Below are 17,463 nucleotides of genomic sequence, written 5' to 3' on the forward strand. Positions count from 1 at the left end.
GGTTGTAAAACGTTGAGTGAGAGATGGGGATAAGGGGGGAAATTTTCAAGCGGAGGCCGCGCGCGCGGCCTCCGTTTGGTCAGAAAATAATCTTGTGTCGTCCGGCCAGCGAGTGCGACAGCGTGGTGCCGTCGACCATCTCCAGCTCGCCGCCGACCGGCACGCCGTGGGCGATGCGGCTGGCGTCAACGCCGTACTGCGTGCACAGCTCGGCGATATAGTTGGCGGTTGCCTCCCCTTCCACCGTCGGGTTGGTGGCGAGGATCACCTCTTTGATGGTTTCGGACTCAAGACGCTGTTCAAGGCGGTCAAGACCGATATCGTCCGGGCCAATGCCGTCCAGCGGGGAGAGATGCCCCATCAGCACAAAGTAGCGGCCGGAAAACTGCCCGGTTTGTTCGATGGCGTAGATGTCCGCCGGACTCTCCACCACGCAAATCTGACCGTTTTCCTGACGACGCGGGTTCGTACAGATGTTACACACGTCCTGCTCGGTAAAGGTCCGGCAATCCGCACAGTGACCAATTTCTGACATGGCGCGGGTCAGAGCCTGCGCCAGGCGCATCCCGCCGCTGCGGTCGCGCTGCAATAGCGTAAACGCCATGCGCTGCGCCGACTTCGGGCCAACGCCCGGCAGGCAGCGCAGTGCTTCCATTAACTGCGTGAGCAGCGGACTGGTTTGCATCAGAATGGCATCTTAAAGCCCGGCGGCAGCTGCATACCGCTGGAAACAGAGGCCATTTTCTCTTTCTGGGTTTCATCGATACGGCGAGCGGCATCGTTAAACGCGGCTGCAACCAGATCTTCCAGCATTTCTTTGTCGTCTTCGAGCAGGCTCGGGTCGATTTCAACGCGACGGCAGTTGTGCGCACCGTTGATGGTCACCTTGACCAGACCGGCACCGGATTCACCCGTGACTTCCAACTGAGCGATCTCTTCCTGCATCTTCTGCATTTTTTCCTGCATCTGCTGAGCCTGCTTCATCAGGCCACCCAGACCGCCTTTTCCACCAAACATAGGCTTCTCTCTTCTTTCACGTTAAGGATTACAACCGTAAGTCAGACTCACGATCAAATGGGGCGAATACTCTCTTCATCCAGATCGGCGTCGAAGAACCGGCGCAGGGTCTGGATGTTGTTATCCGCAATAATTGCCTCGCGCGCCTGCGCGAGCTTCTCTTCATAAATGGCCTGGCGCCACTCGAGCGGCGTTTTCACTGCCGGATTATCATCTTCAATGATAGTCAATTCAACCGGTGAACCCTGTAAAGCAGCAAGCGCCTCGGCCAGCGCCTTTTGCGCGCCAGGGGAATTGAGGTGCCGCTGGCCCGGACGCAGGTGCAGACGCACCTGATTGCCGTCCTGCTCTTTCCAGGCGTTTAGCGCGACCTGCTCCACCAGCTTCGGCAGCTGGAGTTGGCTGACCTCAGCGGCCCAGGCGTCGCGCGCGATGGACTCTTCGGCGAGCTTCGCGGAAAGCTCCGGCGTTTTTTCATGCTCCAGCGCCTTTTTCAGCGCTTTCGGCGTGGCGACCACTTCCTTGACCGTTTCAACAACGGTGGTCGCCTTCCAGCGGTAAGCCTCTTCTTTCACCGGGGCTTTCTGCTCGAGCGCGGACGGTGCCGGGCGCGACTGTACGCGCTCCGTTACCGAGGCCAGTCGTTCAAGCGCGGCGTTGTTCACCGGCCGCGCTCTTCCTGGCGCTGCCGGTTCACTCTTTTTTGGTTTGGTTACTCCCTGCGCACGCTGCAGCTGGCTGCGTGCGGCAAGCACCGAACTGGTGGCATCCGACAGCGGCACATTTTGCTGTGGCGGCGGCGTCGGCTGCGGCGGCACCTGCTGCGGTGACATCACCGCCGTAGGGGCGACCGGGGCAAAAGACTGCCGCGGCGCTTCCGGCTCCGGCAACGGCATGCGCGGGTGGAACGCCAGCGCGCGCAGCAGCGTCATTTCGACGCCCATCCTGGGGTCCGGCGCGAACGGTAACTCTTTGCGGCCAATCAGCAACGTCTGGTAATACAGCTGCACGTCGGCAGGCGGCACGGTGCGGGCAAGTTCACGCATCCGCTGTTCAATGGCGGCCATGTCCGCACCGATGGCCGACGGAGACAGCTGCAGCATCGCCACGCGGTGCAGCAGGCTGAGCATCTCGACCAGCAGCGCTTCCCACTCAATACCGCGGGCAGCGGCCGCGTTCACCAGCGACATCACGCGCTCGCCGTTGGCGGCAATCATCGCTTCGATGAGCGACAGCGCCTGATCGTCATCCAGCGTGCCGAGCATGGTGCTGACCGCTTCGGTCGAGAGCTTGCCGTCACCGCTGGCAATCGCCTGGTCGGTCAGGCTTAGCGCATCACGCAGGCTGCCGTCAGCCGCGCGGGCCAGCAGCTGCAGGGCGCGCGGCTCGTGAACGATCTTCTCTTCGTCAAGGATGTGCTCAAGCTGAGCGCGGATCTGCTCAACGTCCAGCGCCTTCAGGTGGAACTGCAGGCAGCGCGACAGGATGGTAACCGGCAGCTTTTGCGGATCGGTGGTCGCCAGCAGGAATTTAACGTGCGCGGGCGGCTCTTCCAGCGTTTTCAGCAGGGCGTTAAAGCTGTGGCGCGACAGCATGTGCACTTCATCGATCAGGTAGACCTTGAAGCGGCCGCGCGCCGGGGCGTACTGCACGTTGTCGAGCAGATCGCGGGTGTCTTCCACCTTGGTGCGCGAGGCGGCGTCGATCTCGATCAGATCGACAAAACGCCCCTGCTCGATCTCGCGGCAGTTGTCACATACGCCGCACGGGGTGGCGGTGATCCCGGTTTCGCAGTTGAGACCTTTCGCCAGCAGACGGGCAATAGAAGTCTTACCGACGCCGCGGGTGCCGGAAAAAAGATAGGCGTGATGGATGCGACCTAGCGACAAGCCGTTCGCCAGGGCCGTCAGCACATGTTCCTGACCGACAACGTCAGCAAAGGTTTGTGGTCGCCATTTACGGGCTAACACCTGATAACTCATGGGCAGGCTCTGCAACGCTGGAAGGTGAATTTATGGAGGGGAATGCTATCACAACCTCACTCATTGAGCGAGGTTGTGAAAACCGGGATTAATGACCCGGGAAAGGCACCAGGCTATAGCTGGTAATGCCCTGTTTTTCCAGGCGCTGTTCACCGCCAAGATCGAACAGGTTGATGATGAAGGCCGCGTCGGTCACTTCACCACCCAGACGGCGGATCAGCTTGACGGTCGCTTCAATGGTGCCGCCGGTTGCCAGCAGATCGTCCACCACCAGCACTTTGTCGCCAGGCTTGATCGCGTCAACGTGGATCTCCAGCTGATCGGTGCCGTACTCCAGCTCGTAGCTCTCCGCGATGGTTTCACGCGGCAGTTTGCGCGGCTTACGCACCGGCACAAAACCCACGCCCATCGCCAGCGCAACCGGTGCGCCAAACAGGAAGCCGCGGGCTTCGGTACCTACTACTTTGGTGATCCCGGCGTTTTTATAACGCTCCACCAGCAGTTCAATGCTGAGCGCGTACGCTTTCGGGTCTTCCAGCAAGCTGGTGACATCACGGAAAAGAATGCCAGGCTTTGGATAGTCCTGGATGCTTTTGATGCTATTTTTCAGATATTCAAGCTGCTGTGCAGTTGCGGTCATCGGTTTGTGCCTAAATGAAACAGTGTTACTCACGGCGCGCGACGAGTCGGTCAAAGTAACAGTTGTTTAACCTTTGACCAGGCGCACCTGTGCTCGAAAACGGTCGAATTTACTGGCTGCGCGCCATAATTGCAACCGCCATGATGAGGCTTCAGTGCTTTTGTTGCTTTTCATCAACCACGGGGATCCGCCACATGAAGATCAGCAGGCAGGCCAGGATCGCCAGCAGCAGAATACGCACCCACATCATGTTCACCAGCCATAACGAAACGGCGAAGGTGATCAGGATAAAGGCAATGGCGCGCGGCTTGGCCCCGGGCGGCATGGCCCGGTGTTTTTGCCAGTGCCGCAGGTAGCCGCCAAACCACGAGCGGAACAGGAGCCAGTGGTGAAAACGCGGCGACGAGCGGGCGAAGCACCAGGCGGCCAGCAGGATAAACGGGGTGGTCGGCAGCAAGGGCAAAACCACACCTAGCGTACCCAGCACTACCGCGAGCCAGCCAATGATGATTAAAATAGTACGCTGCATAATGCGAATCGTTATCAAACTGAACGGCTACTTTACCACTGGAGAGCGCATTGAAAACAGCACTGCTTCTTGAGAAGCTGCAAAATCAGCTGATCGCTCTGCGGGCGCAGGCCACGCCGCTGATGGGACACGCCACGCTGAAACCGCGCTTTGACCGGCAGCTTTTCCGCACCCGCAGCACCGTCATTCAGGATTACCTTGCTGAGATGCAGACCAACCTCGATGAGCTTCGCCACGCGGTTGAGAGTGAACAGCAGGAACAGGTGGTGTGGCTTGCGGAGCATCTTACCGAGCAGATCACCGCCCTGCACCGCGAAATCGCCGCCTGGCCGCTACGGGCGTGGGACAGCGCCTCGCCTGGGCTGGGAAAATGGCAGCGCAAGCGGCTGGAGAACCAGGAGTTTGAGCGGCGTCTGTTTGAGATGAAGCGCGAGCGCGAAGCCCGCCTGAACAACAGCGAAACGCTGGAAGAGCAGCAGCTATTGATGCGCGAGATTAGCGCGCTGGAAGGCCGCATAGTCCGCTGCCGTCAGGCGCTGGATGAGATTGAACGCGTGATTGAACGCCTGACCCGTTAACTGGAGCCACATCTATGTCACTGGAAAATGCACCCGACGAGGTCAAGCTGGCCGTCGATTTGATTATGCTGCTGGAGAATCATGAGATCCCGGCCGAGACGGTGCTTAAAGCGCTGGAGATTGTGCGGCGGGATTTTGAGGGGAAACTTCCCCCTCACCCTAACCCTCTCCCTGTGGGAGAGGGAAAATAGATTAAGCCGGAGTCGGGTCGTCGCCCTTAATGTCGCGCTTCACTTCCGTATGCTCATCACCTTTCTCATTATGCAGGTGAACCTCAAGCTGGTTGAAGGCGATGTTAATGTTGTTTTCACGGCACAGGCGGTCGATCGCGCGGTTCAGTTCATCAACGGTGTAGCTGCGATCGCGCAGTTCACGCACGTATAAACGCAGCTCGTGATCCAGCGTGCTTGGCCCGAAGGTGGTGAAGAAGACATCTGGCGCAGGATCGTGCATGACTTTTGGATGCGATTTAGCAGCTTTAAGCAATACCTCTTTCACTTTATCCAGATCGGAACCGTAGGCAACGCCGAGGCGAATCACCACGCGCGTGGTGGTATCCGAGAGCGACCAGTTGATCAGACGCTCGGTCACGAACGCTTTGTTCGGGATGATCACCTCTTTACGATCGAAGTCAGTGATGGTGGTCGCACGAATTCGGATCTTGCTGACGGTACCGGAGAACGTACCGATGGTGACGGTATCGCCGATACGCACCGGACGTTCGAAGAGGATAATCAGGCCGGAGACAAAGTTACCGAAGATCTCCTGCAGGCCAAAACCAAGACCGACCGAGAGGGCCGCCGCCAGCCACTGCAGTTTATCCCACGAGACGCCCAGCGAGCCGAATACCGTCATCGCCCCGACGATAATGATGACGTAATTCAGAATGGTGGTGATGGCGTAAGACGCCCCCTGACGCAGGTTCAGCCTTGAGAGCACCAGCACTTCCAGCAGACCCGGCAGGTTACGAATCAGCGCCCAGGCCACCACCGACGACACCAGCGCAAACAGCAGGCTGCCCATGGTGACGCTTTTCATCACCGCCGCGCCGGCTTCGGTACCGTTGTACTGCCAGAGGGTAATACTGTCGAGATAAGCGAAGACGGTAATTAAATCAGACCAGATCGCCCAGAACATCACCGCAAACAGCGCGATCATCACCAGCATGGTGATACGCAGCGTCTGCTGGTTAACCTGCTCCAGCGCGATGGTCGGCTCTTCCTGCGGCTCCGCGCCTTCAGCCCCCTCTTTCACCTGATGCTGACGACGCGCAATGGCACGACGGTAAGCAATGCGGCGGGCCGCGACGCTTAAGCCGCGCAGCACGGTCTGATAGAGCAGGTTCCAGACGATCACCAGATAGACCGTCTCGATCCAGCGCCCGGACAGGCGCAGCGTGGTGTAGAAGTAGCCCGTTGCCGTAAGCACCATCAGCGCCAGCGGAATGATCGCCAGCACCGTCACGGTGGCCAGACGGATATTGTGGGACTCTTTATCACGCCAGCTGTCGCGGCACATCGGCCACATCAGGATCGCAATCAGCAGCAGGTTGAGCAGAATGACCAGTTGACCCAGCACATCATCCATCAGATGCAGCGGGGAAAGCTCGGAGACTACCGACCAGAAGTGCAGCGGCAGGAGCGCCAGGCTGACGCGCACAATCTGGCGACGCCAGTGGCTGGTCAGCTGCGCAGGCATGTTGAAGTGACGCACCGCCACGCCGTCTTTTTCGAGCACCTTCCAGCACACGCCAAATACCAGCCAGAACAGTGCCAGTTTTTTACTGAACGCCCAGAGCAGATCGCTGACGTTAAGCTGCATCGTGAGCAGGATCAGGCCCACGGCCAGAATAATCAGGCACACCGGCAGCGCGCGAATGAGATCGATCAGAATCGCTTTTGGCGTATGGAGCTGGCTGTCGTTACGCAGTTGCCCTACTTCCGAGGCCAGCTTCGCCTGGTACTGTTTCAGCCATTTCAAACGCCAGCGGATCAGACCGGCAATCAGCAGCAGCGGTAAGCCCGCCAGGAAAGCAATCATTACCGCAGGCCAGGCTTTCTCCCAGTTCACGGTGATTTTCATGCTCTTAATCTGCGTTTTCAGCGTCTCCGGGAAGGACTTAATCCAGTCCCAGTCCATCGGCTTGTTGCTGTTCACCCAGAAAATCTGCTGCGTCAAAATCTCCTGCAGGCTTTTTGACACGCTGACCAGCTGCTGCTGGTTGATCTGCAGGTTAATTGCCATCATCAACTGGTTGCCCAGCTGTTTATTGAGCTGGTCCAGCAGTTCACGGCGCATATCCACCACCTGGAGCAGCGCGTCATGCACTTCCGGGTTTACGTCACTGGAGTGCCCCTCTTCAATTTTGGCGACGAAGGCATCACTCTGGAAAAGGGCATCGCGCTGCTGGTTGACGTCAAACTGCTCCAGACGTAAATCCGCAATGCGGTTGGTCATGTCCTCCAGCTCGTCGGCAGACGGCAGCGTCTGCTGCTGCTGGTAGAGAATACGCGACAGCAGGAGGCTGCCCTTCAGAACCGCGATCTGCTCTTTGATGTTACGCTCCGCCTGCAGCGCGCGATCCAGCCAGTTCTTCACTTTAATATTTTGCTGAACCAGCGAGTTGCCGCTTTCCGTCGCCAGTATCAGGCGCTGGCTGAGCTGGTGGTTAGCCTCAAGCTCCTGCTTCACCAGCGGGTTGGCCTGAATGCGGGCAGTTTCGTCCGGCGAGACGGCTTCCTGAGCGGTTTTTTCCGTCAGGGTCAGGCGTTTGCTGTTTACCGCCTCCTGCAACAGCTGAAGCTGATGCTCCAGACGATTAATATTCGCCGTCACGTAATCACGCTGTTTCTGGAGCGTGTCCTGCAGCACCGTATTCCCTTCCAGGCTTTTACGCTGCTGTTCGATTTGCGCATTGAGCAGCGACTGCTGAACCAGCAGCAGGGTTTGCTGGGTCGGGCGCAGCGTGCCCTCCCCTACCGTCGTGCCGTTCAGGCGGTTGCGGATCTGCTGCAGCTGCTGAGACGCGGCGTACATCGCGTTTTGCACGCGCTCGGGCTGGGTTTGCAGGGAGACGAGCTGACTGTTGTAAGTCGCGAGGTCAGACTGTGCGGTTTGCAGATCGTCGAGCAATTGCGCGACGCGCGATTCCAGCTGGCGTAAGGAGAGCGTGGCGAGCGTTTTGCGCGTTTCATCGTCGTTATCGACGTCGCTCAGCGCGCTCAGCGCTTCCGTGGCCTTACGCATGTTCTCCGGCGCCTGCGCCACCTTCTGACGAAGCTGGGTGGTTTCAGCTTTAACGCGCTCAATCTTATCAATGTTTTCCAGCGTTTCCGTCAGATCCTGCTGGGTGAGTTTCTCCTGAGGAGAGAGCTCTTTTTGTTTGTTCAGGGTGTCGAGCTGCGACTGAATTTCACTGCGCGAGGGAATATCAGTGCTGTTGTCTGCGCGGGCCCAGGTAAGCGGCGCGGTGGAGAAGAAAAACAGCATAGCAAAGAGCAATGCAAATACAGGATGTTGCGAGCGATTGATGGGCAGCATAGTTGTGAATGATGTCAGCAGATGACCGAAAATAGTCCGGCGTGAAGAATATCACGCTCGTCGGAAGCAGAATAGCGAGAACGTAAGCCTCTGAGATAAATCCTGGAAGGGCTCAGGCCGTGAGCGAAGGCGCGTCGCTGCGCAGCGTCGGGCAGAGCTGTAGCATTTCCAGTAAAATCGCCACGTAGCTGCGGGCTTCCTCTTTGAGATCAAAGGATTGCGGCGCAAAAAGCCAGTTTTCCATCAGACCTGAAATGTAGCTGCGCATCAGGATGGCCGCCCGGCGGGTGAGTAAATTGGCCGGTAACAGCTTTGCCTGCATACACAGGTTCAGGTTCTGTTCGATACGATCGTAGCTCTCCAGGCTGAGGCTGCGCTGCGCCTGTTGCACCACCGCCATTTCGCCCACGAACTCACATTTATGAAAGATAATTTCCATCATTAATCTGCGACGCTCTTCAACTACCGTTGCTTCAAGGATATATACTAATATTTCTCTTAATACTGAGAGTGGATCGTCAGGGAATTTTGCCCGATACTCACTCTCGAGATCGCTAATGCTGGACTCTGAAAGCTCCCAGATTTCACTGAACAGATCTGACTTGTCTTTAAAATGCCAGTAAATCGCTCCCCGCGTCACACCGGCAGCCTGAGCAATTTGCGCCAGCGAGGTAGAAGAAACACCCTGCTGAGAGAACAAACGTATTGCCACATCCAGAATGTGTTGTCGGGTTTCCAGCGCTTGTTGTTTAGTTTTTCGTGCCATAGGTAGGTGAATTTACAGGAGTCAGATTTACATACATTTGTGAATGTATGTACCATAGCATGACGATAATATAAACGCAGCAATGGGTTTTTAGACTCAGGACCCTTGATCAATTTGAAATCGGACACTCGAGGTTTACATATGAACAAAAACAGAGGGTTAACGCCTCTGGCGGTCGTTCTGATGCTCTCAGGCAGCTTAGCGCTTACAGGATGTGACGACAAACCGGCTCAACAAGGAGCTCAGCAGGCGCCAGAAGTCGGCGTTGTGACACTCAAATCTGAACCTCTGCAGATCACCACAGAATTACCAGGCCGTACAAACGCTTACCGCATTGCGGAAGTGCGTCCTCAGGTTAGCGGCATTATCCTGAAACGTAACTTTACCGAAGGCGGCGATGTGAAGGCCGGTGAGTCTCTGTATCAGATTGATCCCGCGACCTATCAGGCTTCTTATGAAAGCGCGAAAGGTGACCTGGCTAAAGCACAAGCGGCGGCAAAAATCGCTCAGCTGACGCTGAACCGCTATCAGAAACTGCTCGGCACGAAGTACATCAGTCAACAGGATTACGATACCGCGCTGGCAGATGCCCAGCAGGCTAACGCGGCCGTGGTAGCAGCCAAAGCGGCTGTCGAAACTGCACGCATTAACCTGGCCTATACCAAAGTGACCTCCCCTATCAGCGGTCGTATTGGTAAATCTGCCGTGACGGAAGGGGCGCTGGTGCAGAACGGGCAGACCACTGCGCTGGCTACCGTGCAGCAGCTTGATCCGATCTACGTTGACGTGACGCAGTCCAGCAACGATTTTCTGCGCCTGAAACAGGAGCTGGCTAACGGCACCCTGAAACAGGAAAACGGCAAAGCCAAAGTGGAGCTGGTTACCAACGACGGTATCAAGTTCCCGCAGGAAGGTACTCTGGAATTCTCTGATGTGACGGTCGACCAGACCACCGGTTCCATCACCTTACGTGCGATTTTCCCGAATCCTGACAAAAATCTGCTGCCAGGTATGTTCGTTCGCGCGCGTCTGGAAGAAGGAACGAATCCAACCGCACTTCTTGTTCCACAGCAGGGTGTGACCCGTACGCCACGCGGCGATGCGAGCGCACTGGTTGTTGGGGCAGATAACAAAGTCGAAACGCGCAATATCACCGCTACGCAGGCGATTGGCGATAAATGGCTGGTGACGGAAGGTCTGAAAGATGGCGATCGCGTGATTGTTACTGGTTTGCAAAAAGTACGTCCTGGCGCGCAGGTAAAAGCACAGGAAGTGACATCTGACGATAAACAACAAGCTTCGGCCGCTGGCCAGTCAGAACAAACCAAGTCTTAACTTAAACAGGAGCCGTTAAGACATGCCTAATTTCTTTATCGATCGCCCCATATTTGCGTGGGTGATCGCCATTATCATCATGCTGGCCGGGGGACTTGCGATCCTGAAGCTGCCTGTTGCGCAATATCCAACGATTGCGCCACCGGCGGTAACGATCTCCGCAACCTACCCGGGGGCTGATGCGAAAACGGTGCAGGATACCGTGACTCAGGTTATCGAACAGAACATGAACGGTATCGATAACCTGATGTACATGTCCTCAAACAGTGACTCCACCGGTACGGTTCAGATCACCCTGACCTTTGAATCCGGTACGGATGCGGACATTGCGCAGGTTCAGGTGCAGAACAAACTGCAGCTGGCAATGCCTCTTCTGCCGCAGGAAGTGCAACAGCAGGGTGTGAGCGTCGAGAAATCGTCCAGCAGCTTCCTGATGGTTGTCGGCGTTATTAACACCAACGGCACCATGACGCAGGAGGATATTTCCGACTACGTGGGCGCCAACATGAAGGACGCCATCAGCCGTACGTCCGGTGTGGGTGACGTTCAGCTGTTCGGTTCCCAGTACGCGATGCGTATCTGGATGGATCCGAACAAACTGAACAACTTCCAGCTGACGCCGGTTGACGTGATTAACGCGATTAAAGCGCAGAACGCCCAGGTGGCAGCCGGTCAGTTAGGCGGTACGCCGCCGGTGAAAGGCCAGCAGCTTAACGCGTCCATTATCGCGCAAACCCGTCTGACCTCCGCCGATGAGTTCAGCAAAATTCTGCTGAAGGTGAACCAGGACGGTTCGCAGGTTCGTCTGCGCGACGTGGCCAGGGTTGAGCTGGGTGGTGAGAACTACGACATCATCGCGAAGTTTAACGGTAAACCGGCGTCCGGTCTGGGTATCAAACTGGCGACAGGCGCGAACGCTCTGGACACCGCGACGGCGATCCGTGCGGAACTGAAGAAGATGGAACCGTTCTTCCCGTCAGGCCTGAAAATCGTTTATCCGTATGACACTACGCCGTTCGTTAAAATTTCGATTCACGAAGTGGTTAAAACGCTGGTAGAAGCGATCATCCTGGTGTTCCTGGTGATGTATCTGTTCCTGCAAAACTTCCGCGCGACGCTGATCCCAACCATCGCCGTGCCGGTCGTTCTGCTGGGGACCTTTGCCATCCTTGCAGCCTTTGGGTTCTCGATAAACACCCTGACGATGTTCGGGATGGTGCTCGCCATCGGCCTGCTGGTGGATGACGCCATCGTGGTGGTAGAGAACGTCGAGCGCGTGATGGCGGAAGAAGGTTTGCCGCCGAAGGAAGCCACCCGTAAATCTATGGGCCAGATCCAGGGCGCGCTGGTCGGTATTGCGATGGTGCTGTCCGCGGTATTTATCCCGATGGCCTTCTTCGGGGGCTCTACGGGTGCGATTTACCGCCAGTTCTCCATTACCATCGTCTCCGCGATGGCGCTGTCGGTACTGGTAGCGTTAATCCTGACGCCAGCGCTGTGTGCCACCATGCTGAAGCCGGTTCAGAAAGGCGGTCACGGCGAGCATAAAGGGTTCTTCGGCTGGTTTAACCGCATGTTTGATAAGAGCGCGCACCACTACACCGACAGCGTGGGCAATATCCTGCGCAGCACCGGTCGTTATCTGCTGCTCTATATTATCATCGTAGTGGGGATGGCGTTCCTGTTCGTTCGTCTGCCAAGCTCGTTCCTGCCAGATGAAGACCAGGGCGTGTTCCTGACGATGGCACAGCTTCCGGCAGGGGCGTCGCAAGAGCGTACCCAGAAGGTGCTGGACGAAGTGACGGACTACTATCTCACCAAAGAGAAAGCGAACGTTGAATCCGTGTTTGCGGTTAACGGCTTTGGCTTTGCGGGTCGTGGTCAGAACACCGGTATCGCCTTCGTTTCTCTGAAAGACTGGGCGGATCGTCCTGGCGATGAGAATAAAGTTGAAGCGATCACGGGCCGTGCCATGGGCACCTTCTCGCAGATTAAAGATGCGATGGTCTTCGCCTTTAACCTGCCAGCGATTGTTGAACTGGGTACGGCGACCGGCTTCGACTTCCAGCTGATCGACCAGGGCGGTCTGGGTCACGAGAAACTGACGCAGGCGCGTAACCAGCTGTTCGGCGAAGTGGCTAAACACCCTGACCTGCTGGTCGGCGTACGTCCAAACGGACTGGAAGATACGCCGCAGTATAAGATCAACATCGATCAGGAAAAAGCGCAGGCGCTGGGCGTGTCCATCAGCGACATCAATACCACGCTGGGCGCGGCCTGGGGCGGTAGCTACGTCAACGACTTCATCGACCGTGGTCGCGTGAAGAAAGTGTACGTCATGTCCGAAGCGCAGTACCGTATGTTGCCGAACGATATCAACAACTGGTACGTTCGCGGCAGCAACGGTCAGATGGTGCCGTTCTCATCCTTCTCAACGTCACACTGGGAATACGGCTCTCCGCGTCTGGAACGTTACAACGGTCTGCCGTCGATGGAAATCCTGGGTCAGGCCGCACCGGGCCGAAGCACCGGTGAAGCCATGAACCTGATGGAAGAGCTGGCCAGCAAACTGCCTGCGGGTATCGGCTATGACTGGACCGGTATGTCCTATCAGGAACGTCTGTCCGGAAACCAGGCCCCTGCCCTGTACGCCATTTCACTGATTGTGGTCTTCCTGTGTCTGGCGGCGCTGTACGAGAGCTGGTCAATTCCGTTCTCCGTTATGCTGGTGGTTCCACTCGGGGTTATTGGTGCGCTGCTTGCGGCAACGTTCCGTGGATTGACCAACGACGTGTACTTCCAGGTAGGCCTGCTGACAACCATTGGCTTGTCGGCGAAGAACGCGATACTTATCGTTGAATTCGCCAAAGATCTGATGGAGAAAGAGGGTAAAGGCCTTATTGAGGCGACGCTGGAAGCGGTGCGTATGCGTCTGCGTCCAATCCTGATGACCTCTCTGGCGTTCATCCTCGGCGTAATGCCGCTGGTTATTAGCTCCGGTGCAGGCTCCGGTGCGCAGAACGCGGTCGGTACAGGTGTAATGGGCGGTATGATCACCGCGACCGTACTGGCTATCTTCTTCGTCCCGGTGTTCTTCGTGGTGGTGCGCCGCCGCTTCAGCCGGAAGAATGAAGATGTTGAGCACAGTCATTCGGTAGAACCTCACTGATACCGGTTTCATATAATAAAAAGGCCGCATTTGCGGCCTTTTTCATTTTCAGAAAAAATCATAAAATAAGCTTATTGAGGTCCTATTTATTTTCTGCCATCTTAAACGGACATATCATAATTAACTGATAACTTAATAGGTGAACTCAGGATTTTTTTAAATCTATTTCCCTGCTTAAGTTGTTAGGAATATTCCTAATTAAAAGTTAAGACAAACGGAACTCCGGATGTGAACTTTTCTTATGGCTGTAAGCTAAGCCAATGAAATGTAAGGAAGCGAAAAAACTATCGTTAATCCTGATAAAAAAGTTCAGTTTCGGATGAACATTTGCGTAGACGCTCGCAGCCTGCGGTTTTATTTGTAATTTTTCGTAATAGCGCGGTGAAATCCAGGAAGGAGTGGCTTATAGTTAGGTTATCAGGAACACAGCGCTCATGTAGCTAAGTCAGATGTATCCATCCCGACAATGATGTTCGGTGAGTAAGAAATCACTCAGAAGGGGATGCGCTATGGACGAGTACTCGCCAAAAAGGCATGATATCGCGCAGTTGAAATTTCTCTGCGAATCCTTGTACCATGACTGCCTTGCCAATCTTGATGAAAGCAACCATGGCTGGGTAAATGACCCAACGTCTGCCATCAATTTACAGTTGAATGAGCTGATAGAGCATATCGCTACCTTCGCACTTAATTATAAAATTAAGTACAATGAAGATAATAAGCTCATTGAGCAAATTGATGAATACCTGGACGACACCTTTATGTTGTTCAGCAGTTACGGCATTAACACTCAGGATTTGCAAAAATGGCGTAAATCGGGAAACCGGCTATTCCGCTGTTTCGTCAACGTGAGCAGAGCTAACCCGGTTAGTCTTTCCTGTTAAAATTATTACAATTACTAAGGTGAATTTATGTCTGATAAACCACTCACAAAAATCGATTATTTGATGCGCTTACGACGTTGTCAGTCAATTGACACCCTTGAACGCGTCATTGAAAAGAATAAATACGAGCTTTCTGATAATGAACTGGCGGTATTTTATTCAGCCGCTGACCATCGCCTTGCAGAGCTAACGATGAATAAGCTGTATGACAAAATCCCTACTTCTGTATGGAAATTTGTCCGTTAATCTTTGAAGTGTGTCTGTAGAGGTTCTACGCCACGTTATAAGCTGTATTCACCTGTCCCGTTATGCTCCCTGCGCGAAAGCCAGGTCTCCGTGTTAAACGCGCTCATCAGCAACAATGTTGTGACTGTGGTCACATCGGCCTTCCGGGAACGTTCCCCTTAACGCCTGTTGCGATTACCCTTCAGGAATAACATCCAGAGAGGTTTCCGATGAGCATAGAAAAACAGAAGATGATTTCAGGTGAACATTACCGCCCTGGTGATGAGACGTTACGCGCCGACCGGCTTCGGGCGCGCCATCTGCTTCACCGCTATAACCACACCGCGCCTGACGAAAAAACAGAACGCCAGAACATTCTGGCGGAACTGCTGGGACAAAGCGAAGGGGCGTATATTGAGCCGAGCTTCCGCTGTGACTATGGATATAACATCTATCTGGGCAAAGACTTTTACGCCAACTTCGATTGCGTAATGCTGGATGTCTGCCCTGTACATATTGGCGACAACTGCATGCTCGCGCCGGGCGTTCATATTTATACGGCCACCCATCCGCTGGATGCGCAAGAACGTAACAGCGGAGTGGAGTTTGGTAAGCCCGTCACCATTGGCAATAATGTCTGGATTGGTGGACGTGCGGTCATTAACCCAGGCGTCACCATCGGGGATAATGTGGTTGTGGCTTCCGGTGCCGTCGTGACGAAAGACGTGCCGGCTAACGTCGTCGTGGGCGGCAACCCGGCGAAAATCATCAAAACGCTGTAACGATCCGGGGAGCCAACTGTTATGGTCTTTTAGCGCCCGACTGTTACTTTTTTCAGCCGGATGGCTCCCCTAAAATTGGCAGATACCCTGTATTGTCAACTCTCAAAAGGCCAAAAATGACCGAGATACAGCGCCTGCTTACCGCCACCATCGACGATCTTAACCACCGCGAAAAGCGAGACAATCGCCCGCGCTTTAGCATTAGCTTTATCCGCAAACATCCCGGGCTGTTTGTTGCCATGTATGCCGCCTGGCTGGCAACGCTGATTGTCATGCTGAAGTCCGAAACGCTGGTGGACTCCGTCTGGCTGCTGGTGGTGCTGTTTGTCGTGTTTAACGCCTTTTTCTTTTTCGACGTGAATCCCCGCTACCGTTACGAAGATATCGACGTCCTCGATTTCCGGGTCTGCTACAACGGCGAATGGTACAACACGCGTTTTGTGCCAAATGAGCTTATCGACAGCATCCTGCACTCTCCGGCTGTCGAAACCGTGCACAAAGAGAAGCTGCAGAAAATGGTCGCAACGAAAGGCCAGCTCTCTTTTTATGATGTTTTTACCCTTTCCCGCCCTGCTGCTGCGTAATTAACGCCTGCAGGCGTCGGATACCCGGTGCAAACTGCGAAGCAGAGGTGTTGCCGTAACCTAAAACCAGGCCGGTTTGCCCCTGCTTCGTCTCCAGGTAATAGCCGCTCAGCGCAGCAGGTGCCAGCTGAAATGCCCTCGCTTTCTCCACCAGCCGCTGGTCGTCGATACCGTCAATCGCCAATGTCAGGTGCATTCCCCCTTCACCGGCAAGAACACGGTGCGGAGTATAAAGCTCTGCGCTCAGCACCTCCCGCAGCTGGCGGTAACGCTTACGATACAGGCGACGCATGGCGGCAAGATGACGGGCATAGTGCCCCTCCTCGATAAACAGCGCCAGGGTGCGCTGTTCTGCGCGATGCCCGCCGCGCAGCAGCGAGCCGATGGCCGGACGCGCTGCTTTCGCCAGCGCTGGCGGTAACACCATGAACCCCATTCGGAGCGACGGAAACAGCGTTTTACTGAACGTTCCCAGATACACAACGGGCGCGTTGTTGACCATACCCAGCATCGCCGGTACGGGCTCGCCGACATAGCGGAACTCGCTGTCATAATCGTCCTCAATGATCCACGCCTTGTGCTGGCGGGCCAGTTCCAGCAGCGCCAGACGCCGCCGCGCGCTGAGCACGCTCCCGTAAGGAAACTGATGCGACGGCGAAGTGAAAACGAGCGCAGGTGAAGGCGCATGCAGCCCTTCCCAGCACATTCCCTCGTCATCCACTGGTATGCCGATCATCGCAAGGCCGGTTTTGACGAAGGCGCTTTTGGCCCCGCCGTAGCCGGGATTTTCCACCCAGGCGACATCCCCCGGCTCGCTTAACAGCATCGTGCACAGATTGACGCCCTCCAGCGCCCCTTCGGTTATCACAATCTGGCTGGCGTCGCAGTCAATGCCGCGAGAAAGCGCAAGGTGACGGGCGATGGCTGCCCGCAGCGACGGCTCACCGGCCGGGTCGCCATAGCCCAGCAGAGCGCTCCCCTCCTCGCGCAGGACACGATCGTACAATCGCCGCCACAGCGGCAAGGGGAAATAGTTGATGGCGGGCGTTCCCGGCGTAAAGGCCATCACCGGGGTGTCGCGCGACACAGGCGCAGGCAGCTGGACGACACGTTTTGCCAGCCTGACCTCAGGATCGGTCAGAACCCGCGGGCTGGCACGATGGGCGAATTGCGCCACCCGCGTCCCCTGACGGTTACGCAGCAAATAGCCTTCGAGCGTGAGCTGGTCCAGCGCCGCATTGACGGTGTTCCGTGAAACGGAAAGCTGCTGCGCCAGCGTTCGCGAGCCGGACAGCTGGCTGCCGGACCGAAGCCTTCCGCCCAGTATGGCCTCCCGTAAAGCGAGATAGAGCGCGCGCTGGAGCGTCTCTTCCCCACGCGTTTTAAGCGCAGCATGGAGCAAGGTATAAAGTTCATCGCCCGGTATGTTCAT

At 55.9% G+C, this 17,463-nt stretch carries 16 protein-coding genes and 1 other annotated feature; of the genes, 8 read left to right on the top strand and 8 right to left on the bottom strand.

From position 1 onward, the window contains the following. Nucleotides 1-79: 79 nt before the first annotated feature. The 5 genes from recR to IM284_RS07430 form a co-directional block, all read right to left on the bottom strand. Nucleotides 80-685, bottom strand: coding sequence for a recombination mediator RecR (gene recR, locus IM284_RS07410; protein ID WP_047367625.1), 606 nt, complete (start codon nucleotides 683-685; stop codon nucleotides 80-82). Beyond that, a complete protein-coding gene (locus IM284_RS07415) occupies nucleotides 685-1,017 on the bottom strand; it encodes a YbaB/EbfC family nucleoid-associated protein (RefSeq protein ID WP_003858972.1) in 333 nt (110 codons plus the stop codon). Before IM284_RS07415 ends, recR begins: the two co-directional genes overlap by 1 nt. A 53-nt stretch (nucleotides 1,018-1,070) precedes the next feature. Beyond that, on the bottom strand, nucleotides 1,071-2,999 hold the full coding sequence (gene dnaX, locus IM284_RS07420) for a DNA polymerase III subunit gamma/tau (protein ID WP_047367624.1): 1,929 nt from the start codon (nucleotides 2,997-2,999) through the stop codon (nucleotides 1,071-1,073). After that, nucleotides 1,677-1,741: a sequence feature (DnaX frameshifting element), on the bottom strand. Its footprint overlaps the gene before it by 65 nt. A gap of 88 nt (nucleotides 3,000-3,087) precedes the next feature. Continuing rightward, a complete protein-coding gene (apt, locus tag IM284_RS07425; protein WP_000127359.1) occupies nucleotides 3,088-3,639 on the bottom strand; it encodes an adenine phosphoribosyltransferase in 552 nt (183 codons plus the stop codon). Between the two features lie 151 nt (nucleotides 3,640-3,790). Beyond that, nucleotides 3,791-4,168 (bottom strand): DUF454 family protein, encoded by a 378-nt coding sequence (locus tag IM284_RS07430; RefSeq protein WP_047367623.1) that lies wholly within the window; start codon nucleotides 4,166-4,168, stop codon nucleotides 3,791-3,793. 50 nt (nucleotides 4,169-4,218) lie between these two features. Here IM284_RS07430 and priC point away from each other — a divergent pair, with 50 nt between their 5' ends. Further along, nucleotides 4,219-4,746: a primosomal replication protein N'' gene (gene priC, locus IM284_RS07435; RefSeq protein WP_047367622.1), complete on the top strand. Its 528-nt coding sequence runs from the start codon at nucleotides 4,219-4,221 to the stop codon at nucleotides 4,744-4,746. Between the two features lie 14 nt (nucleotides 4,747-4,760). Continuing rightward, nucleotides 4,761-4,937 (top strand): pleiotropic regulatory protein RsmS, encoded by a 177-nt coding sequence (gene rsmS / locus IM284_RS07440; RefSeq protein ID WP_045631461.1) that lies wholly within the window; start codon nucleotides 4,761-4,763, stop codon nucleotides 4,935-4,937. 1 nt (nucleotide 4,938) lies between these two features. Here the strand turns inward: rsmS and mscK are convergent, their stop codons facing one another. Both mscK and acrR read right to left on the bottom strand, forming a co-directional pair. Next, a complete protein-coding gene (mscK, locus tag IM284_RS07445; protein ID WP_047367621.1) occupies nucleotides 4,939-8,286 on the bottom strand; it encodes a mechanosensitive channel MscK in 3,348 nt (1,115 codons plus the stop codon). A 112-nt stretch (nucleotides 8,287-8,398) separates the two neighbouring features. Next, nucleotides 8,399-9,052, bottom strand: coding sequence for a multidrug efflux transporter transcriptional repressor AcrR (gene acrR / locus IM284_RS07450; RefSeq protein ID WP_023310602.1), 654 nt, complete (start codon nucleotides 9,050-9,052; stop codon nucleotides 8,399-8,401). Nucleotides 9,053-9,193: 141 nt separating this feature from the next. On the opposite strand from acrR, the gene acrA reads away from it, so the two are divergent. From acrA to IM284_RS07480, 6 genes are all read left to right on the top strand, one after another. After that, complete coding sequence (acrA, locus tag IM284_RS07455; protein WP_028012190.1) at nucleotides 9,194-10,387, top strand: multidrug efflux RND transporter periplasmic adaptor subunit AcrA; 1,194 nt, start codon at nucleotides 9,194-9,196, stop codon at nucleotides 10,385-10,387. Nucleotides 10,388-10,409: 22 nt separating this feature from the next. Then, entirely contained in the window at nucleotides 10,410-13,556 is a 3,147-nt protein-coding gene (gene acrB / locus IM284_RS07460; protein ID WP_047367620.1) for a multidrug efflux RND transporter permease subunit AcrB, read from the top strand. Between the two features lie 509 nt (nucleotides 13,557-14,065). Further along, on the top strand, nucleotides 14,066-14,440 hold the full coding sequence (gene tomB / locus IM284_RS07465; protein ID WP_028012188.1) for an Hha toxicity modulator TomB: 375 nt from the start codon (nucleotides 14,066-14,068) through the stop codon (nucleotides 14,438-14,440). A gap of 27 nt (nucleotides 14,441-14,467) precedes the next feature. Continuing rightward, nucleotides 14,468-14,686: an HHA domain-containing protein gene (locus IM284_RS07470; RefSeq protein WP_008499287.1), complete on the top strand. Its 219-nt coding sequence runs from the start codon at nucleotides 14,468-14,470 to the stop codon at nucleotides 14,684-14,686. Between the two features lie 209 nt (nucleotides 14,687-14,895). Further along, entirely contained in the window at nucleotides 14,896-15,447 is a 552-nt protein-coding gene (maa, locus tag IM284_RS07475; protein WP_028012187.1) for a maltose O-acetyltransferase, read from the top strand. A 116-nt stretch (nucleotides 15,448-15,563) separates the two neighbouring features. Then, complete coding sequence (locus tag IM284_RS07480) at nucleotides 15,564-16,031, top strand: YlaC family protein (RefSeq protein WP_028012186.1); 468 nt, start codon at nucleotides 15,564-15,566, stop codon at nucleotides 16,029-16,031. Here IM284_RS07480 and IM284_RS07485 read toward each other — a convergent pair. After that, on the bottom strand, nucleotides 16,003-17,463 hold the full coding sequence (locus IM284_RS07485; protein WP_047367619.1) for a PLP-dependent aminotransferase family protein: 1,461 nt from the start codon (nucleotides 17,461-17,463) through the stop codon (nucleotides 16,003-16,005). The two genes, IM284_RS07480 and IM284_RS07485, sit on opposite strands and share 29 nt — an antisense overlap.

Source organism: Enterobacter cloacae complex sp. P12RS, from assembly GCF_014895875.1.
Taxonomy (GTDB): domain Bacteria; phylum Pseudomonadota; class Gammaproteobacteria; order Enterobacterales; family Enterobacteriaceae; genus Enterobacter; species Enterobacter bugandensis.

Excerpts from the sequence above, each read along its gene's own strand:
- maa (WP_028012187.1), top strand. The coding sequence starts at position 14,896 with ATGAGCATAGAAAAACAGAAGATGATTTCAGGTGAACATTACCGCCCT.
- mscK (WP_047367621.1), bottom strand. The coding sequence starts at position 8,286 with ATGCTGCCCATCAATCGCTCGCAACATCCTGTATTTGCATTGCTCTTT.
- acrB (WP_047367620.1), top strand. The coding sequence starts at position 10,410 with ATGCCTAATTTCTTTATCGATCGCCCCATATTTGCGTGGGTGATCGCC.
- IM284_RS07470 (WP_008499287.1), top strand. The coding sequence starts at position 14,468 with ATGTCTGATAAACCACTCACAAAAATCGATTATTTGATGCGCTTACGA.
- apt (WP_000127359.1), bottom strand. The coding sequence starts at position 3,639 with ATGACCGCAACTGCACAGCAGCTTGAATATCTGAAAAATAGCATCAAA.
- tomB (WP_028012188.1), top strand. The coding sequence starts at position 14,066 with ATGGACGAGTACTCGCCAAAAAGGCATGATATCGCGCAGTTGAAATTT.
- recR (WP_047367625.1), bottom strand. The coding sequence starts at position 685 with ATGCAAACCAGTCCGCTGCTCACGCAGTTAATGGAAGCACTGCGCTGC.
- IM284_RS07485 (WP_047367619.1), bottom strand. The coding sequence starts at position 17,463 with ATGAACATACCGGGCGATGAACTTTATACCTTGCTCCATGCTGCGCTT.
- IM284_RS07480 (WP_028012186.1), top strand. The coding sequence starts at position 15,564 with ATGACCGAGATACAGCGCCTGCTTACCGCCACCATCGACGATCTTAAC.
- IM284_RS07415 (WP_003858972.1), bottom strand. The coding sequence starts at position 1,017 with ATGTTTGGTGGAAAAGGCGGTCTGGGTGGCCTGATGAAGCAGGCTCAG.
- IM284_RS07430 (WP_047367623.1), bottom strand. The coding sequence starts at position 4,168 with ATGCAGCGTACTATTTTAATCATCATTGGCTGGCTCGCGGTAGTGCTG.
- dnaX (WP_047367624.1), bottom strand. The coding sequence starts at position 2,999 with ATGAGTTATCAGGTGTTAGCCCGTAAATGGCGACCACAAACCTTTGCT.
- acrR (WP_023310602.1), bottom strand. The coding sequence starts at position 9,052 with ATGGCACGAAAAACTAAACAACAAGCGCTGGAAACCCGACAACACATT.
- rsmS (WP_045631461.1), top strand. The coding sequence starts at position 4,761 with ATGTCACTGGAAAATGCACCCGACGAGGTCAAGCTGGCCGTCGATTTG.
- acrA (WP_028012190.1), top strand. The coding sequence starts at position 9,194 with ATGAACAAAAACAGAGGGTTAACGCCTCTGGCGGTCGTTCTGATGCTC.